18 protein-coding genes and 1 pseudogene are annotated in these 20,428 nt (G+C 62.3%); 11 read left to right on the forward strand and 8 right to left on the reverse strand.

Going from position 1 to position 20,428, the window contains the following annotated elements:
• Positions 1-94 precede the first annotated feature (94 nt).
• Complete coding sequence (locus CLV89_RS09690; RefSeq protein ID WP_106163446.1) at positions 95-574, forward strand: Lrp/AsnC family transcriptional regulator; 480 nt, start codon at positions 95-97, stop codon at positions 572-574.
• A gap of 105 nt (positions 575-679) precedes the next feature.
• On the opposite strand, the gene CLV89_RS09695 is transcribed toward CLV89_RS09690, so the two are convergent.
• On the reverse strand, positions 680-961 hold the full coding sequence (locus CLV89_RS09695) for a hypothetical protein (RefSeq protein ID WP_106163447.1): 282 nt from the start codon (positions 959-961) through the stop codon (positions 680-682).
• A 105-nt stretch (positions 962-1,066) separates the two neighbouring features.
• Here CLV89_RS09695 and CLV89_RS09700 point away from each other — a divergent pair, with 105 nt between their 5' ends.
• Positions 1,067-1,975: a LysR substrate-binding domain-containing protein gene (locus CLV89_RS09700; RefSeq protein WP_106163448.1), complete on the forward strand. Its 909-nt coding sequence runs from the start codon at positions 1,067-1,069 to the stop codon at positions 1,973-1,975.
• 176 nt (positions 1,976-2,151) lie between these two features.
• Here CLV89_RS09700 and CLV89_RS09705 read toward each other — a convergent pair whose 3' ends face one another.
• Positions 2,152-3,339: a cytochrome P450 gene (locus CLV89_RS09705; protein ID WP_106163449.1), complete on the reverse strand. Its 1,188-nt coding sequence runs from the start codon at positions 3,337-3,339 to the stop codon at positions 2,152-2,154.
• Positions 3,340-3,400: 61 nt separating this feature from the next.
• Between CLV89_RS09705 and CLV89_RS09710 the strand changes: the two genes are divergently transcribed.
• From CLV89_RS09710 to CLV89_RS09730, 5 genes are all read left to right on the forward strand, one after another.
• Entirely contained in the window at positions 3,401-5,152 is a 1,752-nt protein-coding gene (locus CLV89_RS09710) for an ATP-binding protein (RefSeq protein ID WP_106163450.1), read from the forward strand.
• A gap of 20 nt (positions 5,153-5,172) precedes the next feature.
• Positions 5,173-6,402: a sigma-54-dependent transcriptional regulator gene (locus CLV89_RS09715; RefSeq protein WP_106163487.1), complete on the forward strand. Its 1,230-nt coding sequence runs from the start codon at positions 5,173-5,175 to the stop codon at positions 6,400-6,402.
• A gap of 249 nt (positions 6,403-6,651) precedes the next feature.
• Positions 6,652-7,656: a DctP family TRAP transporter solute-binding subunit gene (locus CLV89_RS09720; protein WP_106163451.1), complete on the forward strand. Its 1,005-nt coding sequence runs from the start codon at positions 6,652-6,654 to the stop codon at positions 7,654-7,656.
• Between the two features lie 117 nt (positions 7,657-7,773).
• Entirely contained in the window at positions 7,774-8,451 is a 678-nt protein-coding gene (locus CLV89_RS09725; RefSeq protein WP_106163488.1) for a TRAP transporter small permease, read from the forward strand.
• Positions 8,451-9,827 (forward strand): TRAP transporter large permease, encoded by a 1,377-nt coding sequence (locus tag CLV89_RS09730; RefSeq protein ID WP_106163452.1) that lies wholly within the window; start codon positions 8,451-8,453, stop codon positions 9,825-9,827. Before CLV89_RS09725 ends, CLV89_RS09730 begins: the two co-directional genes overlap by 1 nt.
• Before the next feature lie 212 nt (positions 9,828-10,039).
• Here the strand turns inward: CLV89_RS09730 and tpiA are convergent, their stop codons facing one another.
• The 6 genes from tpiA to rimK all read right to left on the reverse strand — a co-directional run bounded on the left by tpiA (position 10,040) and on the right by rimK (position 14,578).
• Complete coding sequence (tpiA, locus tag CLV89_RS09735) at positions 10,040-10,780, reverse strand: triose-phosphate isomerase (protein ID WP_106163453.1); 741 nt, start codon at positions 10,778-10,780, stop codon at positions 10,040-10,042.
• Positions 10,781-10,951: 171 nt separating this feature from the next.
• Positions 10,952-11,308, reverse strand: coding sequence for a HesB/IscA family protein (locus CLV89_RS09740; RefSeq protein ID WP_106163454.1), 357 nt, complete (start codon positions 11,306-11,308; stop codon positions 10,952-10,954).
• A 122-nt stretch (positions 11,309-11,430) separates the two neighbouring features.
• Positions 11,431-11,793, reverse strand: coding sequence for an SUF system Fe-S cluster assembly protein (locus tag CLV89_RS09745; protein WP_106163455.1), 363 nt, complete (start codon positions 11,791-11,793; stop codon positions 11,431-11,433).
• Between the two features lie 116 nt (positions 11,794-11,909).
• Positions 11,910-12,182: an NfeD family protein gene (locus tag CLV89_RS09750; protein ID WP_106163456.1), complete on the reverse strand. Its 273-nt coding sequence runs from the start codon at positions 12,180-12,182 to the stop codon at positions 11,910-11,912.
• Entirely contained in the window at positions 12,182-13,069 is an 888-nt protein-coding gene (locus CLV89_RS09755) for an SPFH domain-containing protein (RefSeq protein WP_106163457.1), read from the reverse strand. Before CLV89_RS09755 ends, CLV89_RS09750 begins: the two co-directional genes overlap by 1 nt.
• A gap of 93 nt (positions 13,070-13,162) precedes the next feature.
• The gene (rimK, locus tag CLV89_RS09760; protein WP_106163458.1) at positions 13,163-14,578 is read right to left on the reverse strand and encodes a 30S ribosomal protein S6--L-glutamate ligase; all 1,416 of its coding nucleotides are present in this window, start codon (positions 14,576-14,578) and stop codon (positions 13,163-13,165) included.
• A 70-nt stretch (positions 14,579-14,648) separates the two neighbouring features.
• On the opposite strand from rimK, the gene tgt reads away from it, so the two are divergent.
• From tgt to CLV89_RS22915, 4 genes and pseudogenes are all read left to right on the forward strand, one after another.
• Positions 14,649-15,779 (forward strand): tRNA guanosine(34) transglycosylase Tgt, encoded by a 1,131-nt coding sequence (gene tgt, locus CLV89_RS09765; protein WP_106163459.1) that lies wholly within the window; start codon positions 14,649-14,651, stop codon positions 15,777-15,779.
• A 273-nt stretch (positions 15,780-16,052) separates the two neighbouring features.
• The gene (locus CLV89_RS09770; RefSeq protein ID WP_207796907.1) at positions 16,053-17,138 is read left to right on the forward strand and encodes an alkene reductase; all 1,086 of its coding nucleotides are present in this window, start codon (positions 16,053-16,055) and stop codon (positions 17,136-17,138) included.
• Positions 17,139-17,472: 334 nt separating this feature from the next.
• A complete protein-coding gene (lon, locus tag CLV89_RS09775) occupies positions 17,473-19,881 on the forward strand; it encodes an endopeptidase La (RefSeq protein ID WP_106163461.1) in 2,409 nt (802 codons plus the stop codon).
• A 415-nt stretch (positions 19,882-20,296) separates the two neighbouring features.
• Positions 20,297-20,428, forward strand: a pseudogene (locus tag CLV89_RS22915) (IS3 family transposase); the annotation flags it as partial.

A 20,428-nucleotide genomic window follows, 5' to 3' on the forward strand; every position in this document is an offset into this window, starting at 1 on the left:
CACCTGACCGCTACATGCGCGGGAGAATAAGGACACATGTCCCGCTGCCCGGAGGGCCAAGGTCCGGACGTCCTCAACTTGGGAGAAATTTGGAATGACTGTGCGGATCGACGCCACGGACCGGAAAATTCTGGCGGAACTGCAGCGCGATGCAGGCCAATCTCTGGACGAAATTGCCAAGCAAGTGGGCAGTTCCAAGACCCCGGTGTGGAATCGCATCCGTAAATTGCGCGAGGCTGGCGTGGTGGGAAACCAGACCATGATCCTAGATGCCGAGGCGCTGGGGTTCGAGGCCTGTTTCTTCGTGTTGATCCGCACCTCGGAGCATGAGGCCGCGTGGCAGGCGAGTTTTCTCAAGGCCCTGCAGGAACGCCCCGAAGTGCAGGAGGCCCACCGGCTGGCAGGCGATATCGACTATATCCTGAAGGTGCGGGTGAAGAACGCACGCGCCTATGACAAGTTCTATCAGGCGCTGATCTCCGAGGTGCGTGTGCATAATGTCACCGCGCTGTTGTCGATGGAGGAGATCAAATCCACCACTCACCTGCCGCTGGAGCAGATCCGGGTGGACTGACCCCGGAGTGTATTGGCCGTGCGGCGGACTGACCTTGGCCTGGTCTGACCTTGCGGTAGGGCGACGGCGGCCATGGATCTGGCGGCTGTGACCCCCGTTTGCCGATCACAGCGGCGGGCGCAGCATCAGGTGCCGGCCGTCGTCCAGCTGCCAGGGTGATGTGGCGTCCACTTGGTCCGTGGACCGAATGCCAATGTCGGCCAGCAGATGTGGTGAGGTCTCGGCCAGTCGCTGCAGCACGTCATGCGGCACCTGCACCCCTGCGTGGCCAGCTGCGGGGACAGGCATAGTTTTCCTGATGCGGATAGTGCGTAAAATCCAATCCAGAACCGGCTGCGCGCGTACGGACAGCGGCTGCGCTGCGTCTTTTTTCAGTAAATCCATCATGCCATGACCTCCGTTTCCTGCCTCAGCGATAGGGGGCGAGGGGGCTTGCGCGCAAACCACTTAAATTCCACAATTGGATCAGGAAAACTGACCCATGGTGATGTGATGCGTCTGCCGCCCCTCAATGCCCTGCGCGCCTTCGAGGCCGCCGCCCGCCACGAGGGCTTCATCGCCGCGGCGGAGGAGCTGTTTGTGACCCGCGGCGCGATCAGCCGTCAGGTGAAGATCCTGGAGGATCATCTGGGCGTTCAGCTTTTTCATCGTCACACGCGTGGGGTGGCGCTGACCACAGCGGGGCGGCGGCTTTATCCGGTGCTGACACAGGCCTTTGCGATGATGATGCAGGAGGTGGAGCAGATCGCGGCGGATGCGGCAGAGCTGCGGGTGATCTGCCCGCCGACCCTGTCGATCCGCTGGCTGCTGCCGCGGTTGGAGCAGTTCCGCGCGGCCCATCCGGAGATCAAGTTGCGGCTGACCACCGATTTCTACAGCAACAAGGGGTTCGAGGCTTCGGAGTATGATCTTGGCATCTCCCTTCAGAACCGCCCCGGACGGCCCGAGGACATCGAGGTGCTGCCCTTGTTCGAGATGATCCTTGCGCCAGCCTGCGCGCCGTCGCTGCTGCCGGGGCTGGCCGGGGGGCCCGAGGCGCTGGCGCAGCACCGCCTGCTGCATGAAAGCCCGCGCCGCCGCGACTGGCCCACATGGGTGCAGCATTTCGGTGTGGAGCAGGTGGATGCGGTCAGTGGCGAGGTGTTTCCCAACCTCGACATGGCCACGCGTGCGGCGGTGATGGGGGCTGGTGTGGTGATGGCGGATCTGGTGCTGTGCCAGGATGAACTGGCGCGCGGCGATCTGGTCCTGCCCTTCCCCGAGATGACCTGCGGCACGCCGGAGGGGGCTTATGCGCTGATCGGCGAGCGGCAGAAATGGCATGACCCCAAGGTGGCCGCCTTTCGCGACTGGCTCATGGAGGGGCCGTGCCGGGCGGCGCTTTCGGCTCTGCCGGACTGACGGAACACGGGTTGCGGAGAGCGGGGGCGCTGCCCCCTCGGCGCGATCGCGCCTCACCCCCGAGGTATTTGACAAATGGTGAAACAGAAGCGTCGCGCCGCGTCAGCGGCGCCGGGCCCAACTGCGCAAGGGGATCTGTGATCCCTGCCGCGTGGGCGGGAGCCCCCCACTCACTGTCAGCTGCGGGTCACTAGAAGTTGGGTCAGCCCGTGAAAATGGTAGCTGTTGGAAAACACCGGCTCTGCCGCCAGTTTCAGATCCGGGCAGCGGGCAAAGAGGATCGGCAGGGCAATCTCCATCTCCATCCGTGCCAGCGGCGCGCCGACGCAGAAATGCAGACCACCACCAAAGCTCTTGTTTACCTTGGCCGGGCGGGTCGGGTCGAACTGATCGGCTCGCTCCAGCGCCTCCGGGTCACGGTTGGCGGCGGCCAGCATCAAGGCCACCTGATCGCCGCGCTGGAAGGCATGGCCGAAGATCTCGACCTCCTCATAGGCGTAGCGGGTGAACATATGCAGCGGCGGGTCGTAGCGCAGGATCTCCTCCACCAGCCCGCTGATGCCATCGGGCGCCAGCCAGTCGGGCTGCCAGCCCTGTTGCAGCATAGTCTTCACCCCGTTGCCCAGCGAATGCACCGTGGCCTCATGCCCGGCGTTCAGCAGCAGGATGCAGGTGCCGATCAGCTCATCCGTCGTCAGGCTCTCGCCGTCCTCTTCCGCCTGGATCAGGCGGGTGATCAGATCCTCGCCCGGGGTGCTGCGGCGCTGCTCGACGTATACGCGCAGGAAGTCCATGAACTCCTGGCTGGCGCGGGCGGCGGCATGTTCGGTCTCGGGCGTTTTGGAGGCCTGATACATCGCCACCATCTTGTGCGACCAGTCCAGAAGCTGCGGCGCCATCTCTTCCGGCACCCCCAGCAGGCGGCAGATCGCGATCACCGGCACCTGGGTGCAATAGTCTGTCAGCAGATCGAAGGGCGCGTCCTGCGGAAAGGCGTCGATCAGATCATGACACAGCGTTTCCAGCCCCGGCGCCAGCGCCTTGATTTCGCGGCTGGTGAAGGCGCGCATCACCAGTTTGCGCAGGCGGGTGTGACGTGGGGGCTCGGCATCCAGCATTGAATGCGCCTCCACGGCCAGGAAGGGTGCGAGATGCGCCGGCCCCTCGCTTGCCATCTCTGCCGGGATCTCGCGGCCGAAGCGGCGGTCGCGTAGCAGCATATGCACCGCGTCATGGCTGAAGGCCGCGGCCATCTTGTAGTCCTGCCAATAGCCGATTTTGCCGCTGGCGCGCGCGGCGTCATAGAACGGGTAGGGGTTCTGGACAAAGTCCGGCTCGGTCGGGGATTGGGTCAGTGTCTTCATGGATATAGCTTTTTGCCGAGGTCTCTGGTCTTGGCAAGGGGGGCTTTGCTATTGTGGCGCAATGTTGGACACCCGCCACCCCCGCCTTGCTCTCATTTTCGGCGTCGCCTGTGCCATCGCGGTGCTGTCTGCGGCGGTCTGGTCCTCGGGATATCGTCAGGCGCTGACCGCCCTGGCGGAGCGCAGCGCCTCGGATCTGGCGCTGGCCTCTGATCGGGTCAGCACCCAGTTGCAGATCTTTCGCGAACAGGCGGTGCTGGTGGTGACCCACCCGGCGCTGCGGCGCCTGGATGAACCGGTTGGTCGCCGTGCGGCAGAAGTGTTGTTGCGCGGCGTCGCCGACAAGACCGGGGCGCTGGATGTGTTCTACGCCGATGCCCAGGGCCAGGTGCTGGCGGCGGCCGAAGGGGTGGCGGGGCGCAACGTTTCGGACAAGCGCTACTTCCGCCGCGCCATGCAAGGCGCCATGGGGGCGGAGCCGATGGTGCTGCCCGCTGGCAATCGCAGGGCCTATTTCTTTGCGGCACCTGATTTCGGACCCAGAGGGCAGGTCCGGGGGACCTTGGTGGTTGTGGCCGATATCGAAGTGGTCGAGCAGACGTGGCGCGGCTCATTGCCGGCGGTTTACTTCACCATCGAGGATGGCCGGGTCTTTATGTCGAACCGGTTTGAGCTGCTGTTCTGGCAGCGGGATGATGATAATCCCGGTCTGCGAATGGCCGATGGCGGGGATTTGCCGCTGACCCAGCGGTATGTGGGCACGTATGAGATCTGGCAGCAGGACTGGAGCCCGTATTTGCCAAGCGAGGCGCTGCACTTGGGGATTGACCTCCCGGCGATCGGGATGCGGGGTGAGATCCTTGTCGATGTGACGCCGGCGCAGCGCATTGCCCTGCTGCAGACACTGGCGATGGCGGCGGTCTGTCTGGCCTTTGGTACGATCCTGTTCTGGGTGGCGGAGCGTCGCCGCACCCTCGCCGAGACCAATGCGGCGCTGGAGCTGCGGGTCGATACCCGCACTCGCGCCCTCTCCGAGGCGAACCAGTTGCTGCGTCGCGAGGTGCGCGAACGCAGAGAGGCCGAAGCGGCGCTGAAACAGGCGCAGGCGGAGCTGGTGCAGGCGGACAAACTCTCGGCTCTCGGGCAGATGTCGGCGGGCATCAGTCACGAGTTGAACCAGCCGCTGATGGCGATCCAGCAATTTGCCGAAAACGGTCAGGCCTTTGTGGCGCGCGGCAAGGCAGAGCGCGCGGGCGAGAACCTGAACCGCATCGCGCAGATGTCTGCCCGCATGGCGCGGATCATCAAGAACCTGCGCGCCTTTGCCCGCAATGAGAGCGAGCCGGTGGGAAAGGTCGATCTGCTACAGGTGATCAACGCGGCGGTGGAACTGACCGAAACCCGTCTGCGCGACCATGCCGTCACCCTTGACTGGCACCCGGAGGCGACGGGGCCGATCTTTGCCCGTGGTGGCGAGGTGCGGCTGACGCAGGTCTTTGTGAACCTCATCAACAACGCCACCGATGCGATGTTGGAGCAGCCAGATCGCCACATCACGATTGCCATCGACCCCGGGCCCCGTCTTGCAGTCACGGTGCAGGACATCGGCCCCGGCCTCCATCAGCCCGAAAAGGTGTTTGAGCCGTTCTACACCACCAAGGCGGTTGGCAGCTCCGAAGGCATGGGGTTGGGCTTGTCGATCTCCTATGGGTTGGTGCAAAGCTTCGGTGGCAATATCCGCGGCACCAATACCGCCCGCGGTGCGCTGTTCACTGTTGAACTTGAACATTGGAAAGAGGAAGACGCCGCATGATGCGCCCCCATGCCCGACCCGTGACACGCAAGGTCTTGCTGGTCGATGATGACGCTGCGGTGCGCGAGGCACTGGCGCAGACACTGGAACTGAGCGATCTGGATGCGGTGACGGCGGGGTCTTTTGTGGCGGCAAAGGACCACATCACGCCCGGGTTCGAGGGGGTCATCCTGTCGGACATGCGGATGCCGGGGCGCGACGGGTTTCACCTGCTGGACTATGCCCAGACGATGGACGCAGAGCTGCCGGTGGTGCTGCTGACCGGCGAGGGCGATATTCCCATGGCGGTCAAGGCGATGTCCGAAGGGGCCTTTGATTTCCTTGAAAAACCCTGCGACGCGGCAACGCTGCTGGCGGTGCTGGAACGCGCATTGAAGACCCGCGCGCTGGTGCTCGAGAACCGGCGCCTTCAAACCCAGCTTGAAAGCGGCGATCCGGCCGCGCGCATGTTGATCGGCTCCTCGCCACAGGCACAGGAGTTGCGCGCGCGCATCCGGTCGGTGGCCCCGACAGAGGCGGAGGTGCTGGTGTCGGGCCCACCGGGCAGCGGCATTCCCAAGGTCGCCGAAGTGGTGCATCTGATGTCACGCCGGGGGCAGGGGGCCTTTGTCAAACGCCCCGCCGCCGGGCTGACGCCAGAGCTGTTCGAGGAGCTTTGCCGCAGCGCCGAGGGCGGGTCACTGTTTCTTGACGAGCTCTCCGCCATGCCGGATGCGACGCAGTTCGCGGTGCTGGAGCGGCTGGAACAGGGCGCCGAGACGCGCATTATCGGCGGGTCCTCCTCGGATCTGGCCGAACGTGTGGCTGCGGGCGCATTCAACGCGGATCTGTACTACCGGCTCGATGTGATGCGGGTGCGGATCCCGGCTCTGGTGGAGCGGCGCGACGATATTCCGGTGCTGTTTCGCCATTACGTCGCGCAGGCCGCAGAACAGGCCGGCATTGATACGCCTGAGATCAACCCGGACACGCTGGCCAGCCTCATGGCAATGGACTGGCCGGGCAACGCGCGCTCGCTGATGTCTGCGGCCATGCGCTTTGTCCTTGGCATGCCGGAGGAGGTCTCCAAGGCCGCTGACCTCGGGCTGGCGGAACAGATGGCACAGGTCGAACGCTCGCTGCTGATTGCCGCACTGGGGCGGCAGAACGGCAAGGCCTCTGCCGCCGCCGAGGCGCTGAAGCTGCCGCGCAAGACCTTCTACGACAAACTGGCCCGCTACGGGATTCGGCCCGAAGACTACCGGCGCTAACGGGTGTGCGGTTTTTCGCACAAGGCGCGACTCTCGTTGTGCGAAATCTCGCACAACGACGGTGCCGTAGTCGTGAGTTGCCTTCTGAAAAGATTCTCAAGCATCAGAAAATAAAGGAAAAAGACTGAATTGCGGAGGTTTTTTCAATGCTTGCTTGAGCGGATCCCCGCCTTTGCCAATTCTAGCGATCAAGCTCTGGACGCTTGTTCGGAGTCAGAGGAAGAAAATTGATTCTTAGGGAGGATCACCATGAAGTTTCTGACTGCTGCCGCCACCGCAATGGCGCTGACCGTAACCGCTGGCGTTGCTCAGGCGGATGCCTGCGACGATGGCGAAATCGTCGTCAAGTTCAGCCATGTGACCAACACCGACAAACACCCCAAGGGCATCGCGGCGTCATTGCTGGAGAAGCGGGTGAACGAAGAGATGGACGGCACCATGTGCATCGTCGTCTATCCGAACTCCACGCTTTATGACGACAATAAGGTGCTTGAGGCGATGCTGCAGGGCGACGTGCAACTGGCCGCGCCCTCCCTGTCGAAATTCGAGAAGTTCACCAAACAGTTCCGCCTCTTCGACCTGCCTTTCATGTTCAAGAACATCGACGCGGTGGATGCGTTCCAGGCCTCTGACAACGGTCAGGCGATGCTCGACAGCATGCAGCGCCGTGGCCTGCAGGGTCTTGGCTACTGGCACAATGGCATGAAGCAGATGTCGGCCAACAAGCCGCTGCTGGAGCCCTCCGATGCCGATGGTCTGAAGTTCCGCGTGCAGTCCTCCGACGTGCTGGTCGCCCAGATGGAAGCGATCGGCGGCAGCCCGCAGAAAATGGCCTTCTCCGAGGTTTACGGCGCGCTGCAGCAGGGTGTTGTGGACGGTCAGGAAAACACCTGGTCCAACATCTACGGCAAGAAGTTCTTCGAGGTGCAGGACGGCATCACCGAAACCAACCACGGTGTGCTCGACTATCTGGTCGTGGCTTCGGTTGACTGGCTCGACAGCCTCGATCCGGAAGTGCGTGATCAGTTCATGACCATCATGAATGAAGTCACCGCAACCCGGAACGCAGAGTCCACCCGCGTCAACAACGAAGCCAAAGAGGCCATCGTTGCCGCAGGGGGCGAGGTGCGCCAGCTGTCAGGCGAGCAGCGTCAGGCCTGGGTTGATGTGATGAAGCCGGTCTGGGAACAGTTCTCCGGTGACGTTGGTCAGGACATGATCGACGCCGCACAGGCCATCAACGCCGGCCTCTGATCCCGACTGGGACCTCGCACAAAATCTGTTCGGAGCGCGTGATACATGCGCTCCGTCACCTCCGCGGCGGAGATCATCCAGCCGCAGCTTCTTTTCCGGAAAATTGGGGAGACAACAATGTCGGGGGCACGTTCCGGCCCGTCCGGGTTCATTCATTCACTTGAAGAAACGCTGATCGCCGCCCTGCTCGGCGGCATGACGATCATCACATTTTCCAATGTGGTCGCGCGCTACGTCTTCAATTCAAACATCCTCTGGGCGCTGGAAGTCACGGTGTTCCTCTTTGCCTGGCTGGTGCTTTTGGGCGCCTCCTACGCGGTCAAGGTGCATGCGCATCTGGGGGTCGATGCCATCGTCAACATGCTGCCCGCGGGCGCACGTCGCATCGTGGGCCTGATCGCTGCGGCTGTCTGTATCGCCTTCTCGCTGCTGATGCTGAAGGGCGCCTATGACTACTGGGCCGTTTTTGCGGATCTGCCGCCCACCTCGGGCCGTTGGTTCCCCACCGGGTTTGATACCTCCGCGCGCAGTCAGAGCTTTTACGAGGTGCAGGATGTGCCGATGCTCGGGTTCCTGCGCTTTCTGGAGGATATGATCAACTACGGCGACTCCTACGAGAAACTGCCCAAGGTGGTTCCCTATCTGGTGTTGCCGCTGTCGATGCTCCTGCTGGTGCTGCGCTTTGTACAGGCGGCGCTGCAGATCCTGCGCGGGCAGGCGGATCGTCTGGTCGCAAGTCACGAAGTCGAAGACGAACTCGAAGCAGTTCGCGCTCAACAGGGAGAGCATGACTGATGGAAGTTGTCCTTCTTTTTACGCTGGTTATCAGCCTGTTGCTGATCGGCGTGCCGATCGCGGTATCGCTCGGCCTGTCCTCCACGCTGTTCCTGCTGATCTATTCCGACAGCTCGCTGGCCTCGGTGGCGGGAACTTTGTTCCAGGCCTTTGAGGGTCATTTCACCCTGTTGGCGATCCCCTTCTTCATTCTGGCCTCCAGCTTCATGACCACGGGCGGCGTGGCGCGGCGGATCATCCGCTTCTCCATCGCCTGCGTCGGCCACTTGCCGGGTGGTCTGGCCATTGCGGGCGTGTTTGCCTGCATGCTGTTCGCGGCGCTGTCTGGCTCCTCTCCGGCCACGGTTGTGGCGATCGGCTCGATCGTGATCGCAGGCATGCGCCAGGTGGGCTATTCCAAGGAATTCGCCGCCGGTGTGATCTGTAACGCCGGGACGCTCGGCATTCTGATCCCGCCCTCCATCGTGATGGTGGTCTATGCGGCAGCGGTCGAGGTCTCGGTGGGGCGGATGTTCCTGGCCGGTGTGATCCCGGGCCTGATGGCGGGCATCATGCTGATGGTGACCATCTACGTGATGGCCAAGGTCAAGAACCTGCCCAAGGGCGACTGGAATGGCTGGGGCGAGGTGTTCCAATCCGCGCGGGATGCGGGCTGGGGCCTGTTCCTGATCGTCATCATCCTGGGCGGTATCTACGGCGGTATCTTCACCCCGACCGAAGCGGCAGCGGTTGCAGCGGTCTACGCGTTCCTGATTGCCTGCTTTGTCTACAAGGACATGGGGCCGCTCTCCAATGGCGAAGGCCAGCCCAAAACATCGCTCCTGAAGATGCCGCAGGCGCTGATCACGGCCTTTGTCCACCCGGACACCAAGCACACGCTGTTTGAGGCGGGCAAGCTGACCGTGACACTGCTGTTCGTGATCGCCAACGCGCTGATCCTGAAACATGTGCTGACCGACGAGCAGGTGCCGCAGCATATCGCCAATGCGATGCTGTCCGCGGGCTTTGGTCCGGTGATGTTCCTGATCGTGGTGAACGTGATCCTGCTGATCGGTGGTCAGTTCATGGAGCCCTCGGGTCTTCTGGTGATCGTCGCGCCGCTGGTGTTCCCGATCGCCATCGAACTGGGCATCGACCCGATCCATCTGGGCATCATCATGGTGGTGAACATGGAAATCGGGATGATCACGCCGCCTGTGGGTCTCAACCTCTTTGTAACCTCCGGCGTGGCGGGCATGCCGATGATGGCCGTAGTGCGCGCAGCCCTGCCGTTCCTTGCCGTGCTCTTCGTGTTCCTGATCATGGTGACCTATATTCCGGCGATATCCACCTTCCTGCCGAATATGATCATGGGACCAGAGATCATAACAAAATAGCCCGACATCGCGTCACTATGATCTGGCTAGCAAAAAAGGCGCCCGGGGAGATCTCTCCTCGGGCGCCTTCTTGTTCTGATAGCGTGGTCTTGAGTGCGCTGCGGCAAGCATTCACCCCGGCAAGATATCCAAGGTCAAAAAAAGGGGGCGCGCGCCCCCTTCATCTTCTTCTCAAATATCCCCGCCGGAGGCCGCGCCGCGAGGCGCGTTCCTCAGCTGGCGGCCAGTGCGGCGATGATGGGGCCAAAATCAGCCGACTTCAGGCTCGCGCCGCCCACCAATGCGCCGTCCACATTGGCGGTGGCAAAGATATCGGCTGCATTGCCGGGCTTGACCGACCCACCATAGAGCAGCGGAATATTGTCGCCCGCGTCGCCGTAGCGCTGGGTCAGCGCATCGCGCAGGGCGGCGTGCACCTCGGCGATCTGCTCCAGCGTCGGCACCTTGCCGGTGCCGATCGCCCAGACCGGCTCATAGGCCACCACGGTGTTGTCGGCGGTGACGCTGTCGGGCAGGGAGCCCGCAAGCTGCATGCAGACCACCTGCAGGGTGGAGCCCGCCTCGCGGTCCTCCAGCGTTTCGCCGACGCAGACCACGGCGGTCAGATCGGCAGCATAGGCGGCCTCGGTCTTGGCGCGTACCACCTCGTCGCTCTCGCCATGATCACTGCGGCGTTCGGAGTGGCCGAGGATCACGTAGCTGGCGCCCGCATCCTTCAGCATCACCGCGCTGGTGTCGCCGGTATGCGCGCCGGAGGCCTCGGCGTGGCAGTCCTGCCCGCCGATACGGATGCCGCCAGCAATCTCGACCGCGCGCGAAATCAGCGGCGCGGGTGGGCAGATCAGCACTTCGACGCCCTGTGGCAGATCGCCCGTGGCCAAGGCCTCCAGCTCCGTCAGGCTGTCGCCGGTGCCGTTCATCTTCCAATTGCCTGCTGCAAGTTTGCGCGCCATGTCGCCCCCCCTTCATTGGTGTTCTGTGTCTGAATTGCTGTTGGTGGTAGCACCGGGGGCCGGAGTGGGCAATCGCGACGCGCGCGGGGCCACAAAAAAGGGCGGCGCGCGGCCACCCTGTTTATGCGGCAGCACGCGGCGGCCCTGTCTTATCCGAACACCGGGTGGAGGTTACTCCCCGCCCACCTTGAAGCTGATCGACTCGCCGCAGCCACAGGCATCGGCGACATTGGGGTTGTTGAACTTGAAGCTCGATTCCAGCAGCGAGGTTTCATAGTCGATCTCTGTGCCGAAGAGGAACATCTGCGCCATCGGCGCGATCAGTACCTTGGCGCCATCCTGCTCTACCACCTCGTCGTTGGGGTCGGGCTGGTCGACATATTCCATGGTGTATTCCATGCCCGCGCAGCCGCCCTTCTTGACGCCGATACGCAGACCCGCGTGGCCTGCGCTCGCCATCAGCTTGGAGATCTGCGCGGAGGCGCGGGGGGTGATGGTGACAGCTTGTTTGCCGGGGATACCGAACATGAAAAGGCTCCGTTTGTGTTACCCTGTAACCTAGGTGGCGCAGCGCCTCTCATCAAGGGGCGTCTCATCCATGAAGGAGAACGGGGGCCTGTGGTCACGATATTGCGACCACAGGGTTTCGATCACATGAAGCCCAGCTCCAGCCGGGCCTCATCGGACATCATGTCCATGCCCCAGGGCGGCTCCCAGGTCATTTCCACATCAACGCTCTTGACGCCGGCCACGGGCGAGATCGCATCGACGATCCAGCCGGGCATCTCACCGGCCACGGGGCAGCCAGGCGCGGTCAGGGTCATGATGATCTTCACGTCGTTTTCTTCCGAAATTTCAACGGTGTAGATCAGGCCAAGCTCGTAGATATTGACCGGGATTTCCGGGTCATACACGGTGCGGCAGGCTTCGACCACCGGCTCGTAGAGCGGATGGGACACGGAGGAGGGCGCAATAAGTGGCGTGCCCTCAAGCGGTTCGGATGCGTCGGTCATTCAGGACTCTCGATCAGGTTTCTGACTGTTTATATAGGAAATGAAGGCACGGAGGTCCAGTGCCCGAACGCACTCGACCTCCGTGTTCTGGCCCGAAACAGACTGAGGGGCCGCGCTCAGTCGTTGATATCCGTGTCAAAGGTCTTCACCTGGCCTTTGGGCAGGGCGAACAGGCGCCTCAGCATCAGCCACGCCACCAGAGACAGGGCAGCGAAGACCAGTAGCAGCAGCGGCAGCGACACGTTCAGTGACATCAGCAAAAGCACGGCCACGCAGACCGCGCCGATGGCGAAGCCGAGGAAGATGAACCCCGGCAGCAGGATCTCGGCAATGCCCAGCACCAGCGCCAGCGCGCCCCAGATCCACCACAGTGACCAGAGCGCGCCCATTACTTGCCCTTGAGCATGTTGAAGGCGTTGCCAAAGGCCTCGATCGCCTGGGCGGGCACGATGATGGTCTGCTTGCCGTCACCATTGCCAAGCGCGTTCAACGCCTCGACCTGTTTCAGCGCCACCTGATACTGCGCGGCGGCCAGACCGTTTTCGGCGATCGCCTTGGCCACGACTTCGGTGGCAAAGGCCTCGGCTTCGGCCTGAATGCGACGCGCCTTGGCGGTCTGTTCGGCGGCATAAAGCTCTGCATCAGCAGAGAGTTCCACCGCCCGTTTCTTGCCCTCGGCCTCGGTCACATGGGCGCGGCGGGCGCGTTCGGCGTTGAGCTGCTGCAGCATCGCATCGCGGGTGGCCTGATCGAGGTTCACATCGAGGATTTCGGCGCGGGTTACTTCGATGCCCCAGTCATCCACGGCGCTTTCGACGCTGCGCTTGATCTCGCCGATCAGCTGCGAGCGGTTGGATTGCACCTCGTCCAGATCCATCTTGCCGATCTCGGCGCGCACGATGCCCGCCACGGTGGTGGAAATCGCCCCATCCACATCGCGGATGCGGTAGACGGTCTTTTCCGGCTCCAGGATGCGGTAGAACACCGAGGTGTCGATCTCCACCAGCACGTTGTCGCGGGTGATTGCGTCCTGGCTGGCGTTGGGCAGCTGACGTTCGAGGATGGAGACCTTGTGGCGCACCACGTCGAGGAAGGGCACGATGAAGTTGATGCCCGGCCCCAGCACCGCCTTGAGCCGACCAAAGCGCTCGACCACGAATTTCTCCGACTGGGGCACAATGCGCACCCCTTTGAAGATCACGATAATCAGGAAAACGGCCCCGAGGATATACAGCAGACCGCCAGAGAGGGCGTCGATGATCTCTTGTTCGTTCATGGGAAAAATCCGGATGTAAAACAGCGTTGGGCGGCAACGTCCCCCTTGCCCGGTGCCGGGTCAAGGGGAAAGCGCGACCCTCTGTGCCCCCGATTACTCGGCCGCGTTCTCGAGCGCCTTGCGGCTGCGCAGCGGGGTGGGGCGGACGTTGGCCTCGATCTCGTCATGGATCAATGCGGCCATGTCTTTCTTGGAGGTCTTCTCGATCCCCTCCAGCCCGGGCGAGGAATTGACCTCCAGCACCTTGGGCCCGGTTTCCGAGCGCAGCAGGTCGACGCCCGCCACACCGAGGCCGAAACACTTGGCAGCGCGGATCGCGGTGGAGCGTTCCTCCTTGGTAATGCGGACCGACACGGCGCTGCCGCCCAGATGCAGGTTGGAGCGGAAATCGCCCTCGGCACCGGAGCGTTTCATCGCCGCCACCACCTTGGAGCCGACCACGAAACAGCGGATGTCGACGCCGGCGGCCTCCTTCACAAATTGCTGCACCAGAAAGTTGGCCTTGAGACCGCGAAAGGCGGTGATGACGGATTCAGCGGCCTTCTTGGTCTCCGCCAGCACCACGCCCTTGCCTTGGGTGCTTTCCAAGAGCTTCACGATCAGGGGCGCGCCGCCGACGATGTCGATAAGCGCGTTGGTGTCCTTGGGCGAGGCGGCGAAGGCGGTGGGCGGCATGCCGATCTTGTGGCGTGCCAGGAGCTGATGCGCGTGCAGCTTGTCGCGGCTGGCGGTGATGCCGGCGCTGCCGTTGACGCAATAGGTGCCAATGGTCTCGAACTGCCGCAAGAGCGCGGTGCCATATTGGGTGACCGACGCGCCGATGCGCGGGATCACCGCGTCATAGCGTGGCAGGCGCTTGCCGTCATAGTGGATCTCGGGCGCCAGCGCGTTGATCGACATGTAGCAGCGGGTGGTGTCGATGACCTCGACTGAGTGGCCCCGATTTTCGCCCTCTTCGACCAGACGGCGGGTGGAGTAATTGTCCTCGCGGCTCAGCACCGCGATGCGCAGGGCGCGGTTGGGCGCCTTCTTGCGGATCGCCGGGGTGGCATAGACGGAGTAGTCCAGCTCCGGCTGGCAATAGCGTTCCGACGGTACGATGGAGATGTTCTCGGTCAGCGCCTGACGACCCAGCAGCATGTGTAGTGCCATGCCGCGCCGGTCTGTCAGCGTCACCTCCACCGGCCAGGTCACGCCGCCGATCTCCAGGTCGGTCTCGATCACATAGCGCAGCTCGCGATCCCCGTTGGAGGAAGTCACCTCGCGCCGGTCCTTGATCCTGGCCGAGCAGGGAATGAGCAAGTCATCGCGCCCCGGAATGGGATGCACGGTAAAGCGCACCTTGGGTGCATTCTGTGGACCGAAGGTCTCGATATCGGTGGCATGAAGGGCAGAGGTCCGGGCACCGGTGTCGATCTTGGCGCGTAGGGCGGGCAGGCCGAGCGTCGGCAATCTGACCCATTCCTCCCACCCAAGACGCAGATTCTGGTTCGGGTCATCTGTGGACATGGAGACGTCTCCTTGGCATTAGGGGGGAATCACCGCCTGAGCGGTGTGCAGACTGACGCAGGAACATGAGATGGCAGAGCTTTTCAACTTTGAAATGACAGCAACGGACGGCAAGGCCCGCACAGGTGTAATCCACACACCGCGCGGCGACATCCGCACGCCTGCCTTCATGCCGGTCGGCACCGCTGCCACGGTCAAGGCGATGATGCCCGAAAGCGTACGTGCCACCGGGGCCGACATCCTCTTGGGCAATACCTACCATCTGATGCTGCGCCCCACTGCGGAGCGGATCGACCGCTTGGGTGGTTTGCACAAGTTCATGAACTGGGACCGGCCGATCCTGACGGACTCCGGTGGCTTTCAGGTGATGTCGCTGGCCGGGCTGCGCAAGCTGACCGAGAAGGGCGTCACCTTCAAGAGCCACATCGACGGCTCGCGGCATGAGCTGACGCCGGAACGCTCGATGGAGATCCAGCGGCTGTTGGGTTCTGACATCGTGATGTGTTTCGACGAATGCCCCGCACTGCCCGCCGACCGGGATCGCATCGCCGAGAGCATGCGCCTGTCGATGCGATGGGCGGAACGCTCGCGCGAGGCCTTCGGGGATCGTCCGGGCTATGCGCTGTTTGGCATTCAGCAGGGCGGGCTGGAGAGGGATTTCCGCGAGGAAAGTGCCGAGGCGCTCACCAAGGTCGGCTTTGACGGCTACGCGGTCGGTGGCCTTGCGGTGGGCGAGGGCCAGGAGGCCATGTTTGGCTGTCTGGACTACGCGCCCGACATGCTGCCCCAGGACAAGCCGCGCTATCTGATGGGGGTGGGCAAGCCCGACGACATCGTGGGCGCGGTGGCGCGTGGCATCGACATGATGGACTGCGTGCTGCCCTCGCGGTCGGGGCGCACCGGACAGGCCTTCACCCGGCACGGTGTGGTTAACATCAAGAACGCCCGCCATCAGGACGACCCGCGTCCGCTGGATGAAAACTGCAGCTGCCCGGCATGCAGCAATTATTCGCGCGCCTATCTGCACCACGTGTTCCGGTCGAACGAGATGATCTCCGGTATGCTTCTGACATGGCACAATCTGCATTACTTTCAGGACATCATGGCAGGCATGCGCGAGTCAATCGCAGCGGGCACATTTGAGGCCTGGCAGAAGAATTTTCACGACAATCGTGCACAAGGCGATATCGAACCCTTGTGACCCGCGCGGGTTTGAACCCGGCCCGCCGCAGGGGCGGGCAGTCGCGCACCTCTTTGTGAACTTCAAAAGGCCGCCCTTTGGGGTGGCCTTTTAAAATTTTGATATCATGAGATATTTTATTGCATGTTTGCTGGTCGAAGGGGGCGATCACGCGAGTTTTTCGGGGTCCCAAAACATTCTCATTGCTGGAGGGTTGAAAGGCAGAGGTGGGATGCTCAGCTCTTGTGAGGTAACATTCCTGTTGCTGGATACTTTGAGCGAAGGATACTCCCCGTGAGCCAGAAACTGTTTGCCGCAAACACCGCCGGTGCCCTTGAGTTGACCAACCGCGTGGTGATGGCGCCGCTGACGCGCAACCGTGCCGACGACAGCACCGGAGAGGTGCTCGACCGTCACGTCGAATACTATGCCCAACGTGCCAGCGCCGGTCTGATCATCACCGAAGGCAGTCAGATCAGCGCCGAGGCCAAGGGCTATATCCAGACCCCCGGCATTCACACCGCCGCGCAGGCTGCCGCATGGCGCAAGGTCACCGATGCGGTGCATGCCAAGGGCGGCAAGATCGTGATCCAGCTGTGGCATGTGGGGCGGATCACCCATGACTCGCTTCTGCCCGAGGGCGTAAAGGCTGTTGGGCCCACCGATCAGGCGGCCGATGCTCAGACCTTCACCCATGCGGGGTTTGAGCCGACCGCGACGCCCGAGGCGCTGACCGTTGCAGGCATCCAGCGCGTGATCGAAGACTACGTTCAGGCCGCGAAATACGCCAAGGATGCTGGATTTGACGGCGTTGAGCTGCATGCCGCCAATGGCTATTTGCTGGAACAATTCCTCAAGGATGGCGTCAACACCCGCACCGACGCTTATGGCGGATCGGCAGAAAATCGAGCGCGTTTCCTGTTTGAGGTCTTGGACGCATTGGCCACCGTCTGGGAGCCGGGCCGCATTGGCGTGCGTCTGTCGCCCTTTGCCAGCTTTAACGATGTCTCTGACAGCGACCCGGTGGCCCACTACACCCCGCTGATCGAACGGCTGAACACTTATGGGCTGGCCTATCTGCACCTGATCGAAGGGGACACCGGAGGCGCGCGCGAGGGGGATTTTGAGACTCTGCGCCAGCTCTACACCGGGACCTACATGGCCAATAACGGCTATGACCGTGAAACGGCTTTGGCTCGGACCGAAAGCGGCGCGGTGGATCTGGTGGCCTTCGGTCGCCCCTTCATCTCCAACCCGGATCTGGTGGCGCGCCTCAAGGCGGACGCTCCCTTGGCGGAAGGCGATCAAGCGAGTTTTTATGGCGGTGGAGACGAAGGGTTCACCGACTATCCCACGCTGGAGCTGCAGGCGGCGGAATAGGCCCAGACTCTGCCCCTCCGTCAGGGTATCAAGACGCAGCAGGCGGGGGGATCCGCCTGCTGCGCAACGCCCGCCAAAAGCCTGGAATATCCAAGCCAGGCCTGTCCCGAATGTGCCAAGCGGCATTGATGAGCGGCGTTAGGGCTTTGCTCACCGTTTCACCATTTGCGCCCTTGTGGTCAGGTCATGCTCAGGGCATTCTAAAGGGCAAAGCTTGAGACGCGGCGGTTGAATAACTCGATCAGCCTGACCAAATAAACAATCCGAGTGAGGAGACGACCGCGGTTGCCGATGAAACGGGGCCTGGACGTCTTGCCAAAAAAAAGGACCGAGTATGCAAGAGCCTCTCAATTCCTCCTACCCCGTTCTGCCGCTGCGCGATATCGTGGTCTTCCCCCACATGATCGTGCCGCTGTTCGTGGGTCGGGAGAAGTCGGTGCACGCCCTCGAAGAGGTGATGTCCGATGACAAGCAGATTCTCTTGTCCAGCCAGATCGACCCCTCCGAGGACGATCCGGATCAGGATGGTATCTATCGCACCGGCGTGCTGGCCAATGTGCTGCAGCTGCTGAAACTGCCCGATGGCACCGTGAAGGTGCTGGTCGAAGGGCAGCAGCGTGTGAAGATCACCGAGTTTCTGGACAATGACACCTTCTTCGAGGCACGTGCCGAGGCGCTGGCGGAGATGCCCGGCGATGTGACCACCACCGAGGCACTGCTGCGGACCGTGGGTGATGAGTTCGAGCGCTATGCCAAAGTGCGCAAGAACATCCCCGAAGAGGCGCTGACCGCCGTGGGCGAGACCACCGAACCGGCGAAACTGGCGGATCTGGTTGCCGGTCACCTCGGTATCGAGGTGGACCGCAAGCAGGAGCTGCTGGAAACCCTGCCGGTCAGCGAGCGGCTGGAGAAGGTCTATGCGCTGATGCAGTCCGAACTGTCGGTGCTGCAGGTCGAGAAAAAGATCAAGACCCGCGTCAAGACGCAGATGGAGAAGACCCAGCGCGAATATTACCTGAATGAGCAGATGAAGGCCATTCAGAAGGAACTGGGCGACGGTGAGGACGGCGCCGGCGAAATCGTTGAGCTGGAAGAAAAGATCGAGGCGACAAAACTGTCGAAAGAGGCCCGCGAAAAGGCCGATGCCGAGATGAAGAAGCTCAAGAACATGTCGCCGATGTCGGCCGAAGCGACCGTCGTGCGCAACTACCTCGACTGGATGCTGTCGATCCCGTGGGGCACAAAATCCCGCGTCAAAAAGGATCTGAACCGCGCGCAGGACATCCTCGACAAGGATCACTACGGCCTTGAAAAGGTTAAAGAGCGTATCGTCGAATATCTCGCGGTGCAGCAGCGCTCGGCCAAGCTCAAGGGCCCGATCCTCTGCCTCGTTGGTCCTCCGGGCGTGGGTAAGACCTCGCTGGGCAAGTCCGTGGCCAAGGCGACGGGCCGTGAGTTCATCCGGATTTCTCTGGGTGGCGTGCGCGACGAGTCCGAGATCCGCGGTCACCGCCGGACCTACATTGGCTCCATGCCGGGCAAGATCATCCAGGCGCTGAAGAAGGCCAAGACCACCAACCCGCTGATCCTCTTGGATGAGATCGACAAGATGGGTCAGGACTTCCGTGGTGATCCGGCCTCGGCGATGCTCGAAGTGCTTGATCCTGAACAGAACGGCACTTTCGTGGACCACTATCTGGAGGTCGAATATGACCTCTCGAACGTGATGTTCCTGACCACCTCGAACAGCTACAACATGCCGGGGCCGCTCTTGGACCGGATGGAGATCATCCCGCTGTCGGGCTACACCGAGGACGAAAAGCGCGAGATCGCCAAGCAGCACCTGATCTCCAAACAGGTGAAGAACCACGGCCTCAAGGCCAAGGAATTCGAACTGTCGGACGATGCGTTGACCGAGATCATTCGCACCTACACCCGCGAGGCCGGTGTGCGGAACCTCGAACGCGAGATTGCCAAGGTGGCCCGCAAGGCGTTGACCTCCATCGTCAAGAAGCAGGCGGAAACGGTGTCGGTGTCCAAGGATAACCTGGATGACTTCCTTGGCGTTGCGAAATATCGCTACGGTCTGGCGGAGCTGGAGGATCAGGTCGGTGTTGTGACCGGGTTGGCCTATACCTCCGTCGGTGGTGAGCTGCTGTCCATCGAGGCGCTGCGCCTGCCGGGCAAGGGCCGGATGAAGACCACCGGCAAGCTGGGTGATGTGATGAAGGAATCGATCGAGGCGGCCAGCTCCTACGTGCGCTCCGTCTCGCCGCGTCTGGGCATCAAGCCGCCGCGCTTTGACAAATGGGACATCCACGTCCACGTGCCTGAAGGGGCCACGCCCAAGGATGGCCCTTCGGCTGGTCTGGCGATGGTGACCTCCATCGTGTCTGTGCTGACGGGTATTCCTGTGCGCAAGGATATCGCGATGACAGGCGAGGTCACCCTGCGGGGCCATGCGCTGGCGATCGGTGGTCTGAAGGAAAAACTGCTGGCGGCGCTGCGCGGTGGGATCAAGACCGTTCTCATCCCCAAGGAGAACGAAAAAGACCTGCCGGAAATCCCGGACAACGTGAAAGAAGGGCTGGAGATCATCCCAGTCGAGAACGTGTCCGAAGTGCTGAAGATCGCTCTGGTGCGCGCACCGGACCCGATCGAGTGGGACGAGGAGGCCGAAGAGGCCGCCGCTGCTGCGGCTGCGTTGAAAGGCGACGACAAGAGCGGCGCCACCGCCCACTGACCGTCGCGTCTGCGGCTTTGAACATCGGGGCGTCCCATCCTGGGGCGCCTTTTTTGCGTTTGGCCTTTTTGCCTCCGGCCTGTCTACGTGTGGTCTGTGCCTGGTTGTGCGATGAGGGTCACTTGGCGACCCAATGCAGCAGATGGCGGCGCCGCCGGGAGGGCAGGCGAGGGGGGCACGGGGGCCTTTCCCGCGCCTGATCCGGTTAATGAAAGGAGTGAAATCTCCAAGCTAATGAAGCGTGCCTCTGCGCCTCATATTGTGAGCCGGTCATCCATTACATATGCGCCACTGCAGATCGAGCAGGTGTGATATGGGATCTGACTTGGGATCGCGTTGATTTTCAGTGGAGTGCCCCCACTGAAGTGGTCCACCTTTTGGGATAGGAATATCCCGTTTTCAGGAGGACGACGAGATGTCAGGCAAACGAGAGAAGCCCGAGGACATCGTGCTGAAGCTGCGACAGGTTGAGGTGCTGCAAGGGCAAGGGAGCTCGGTTCAGGAAGCCGTTCGGCAAATCGGTGTGACGGTTCAGACTTACTACCGG

This window comes from Tritonibacter scottomollicae, from assembly GCF_003003215.1.
GTDB lineage: Bacteria > Pseudomonadota > Alphaproteobacteria > Rhodobacterales > Rhodobacteraceae > Epibacterium > Epibacterium scottomollicae.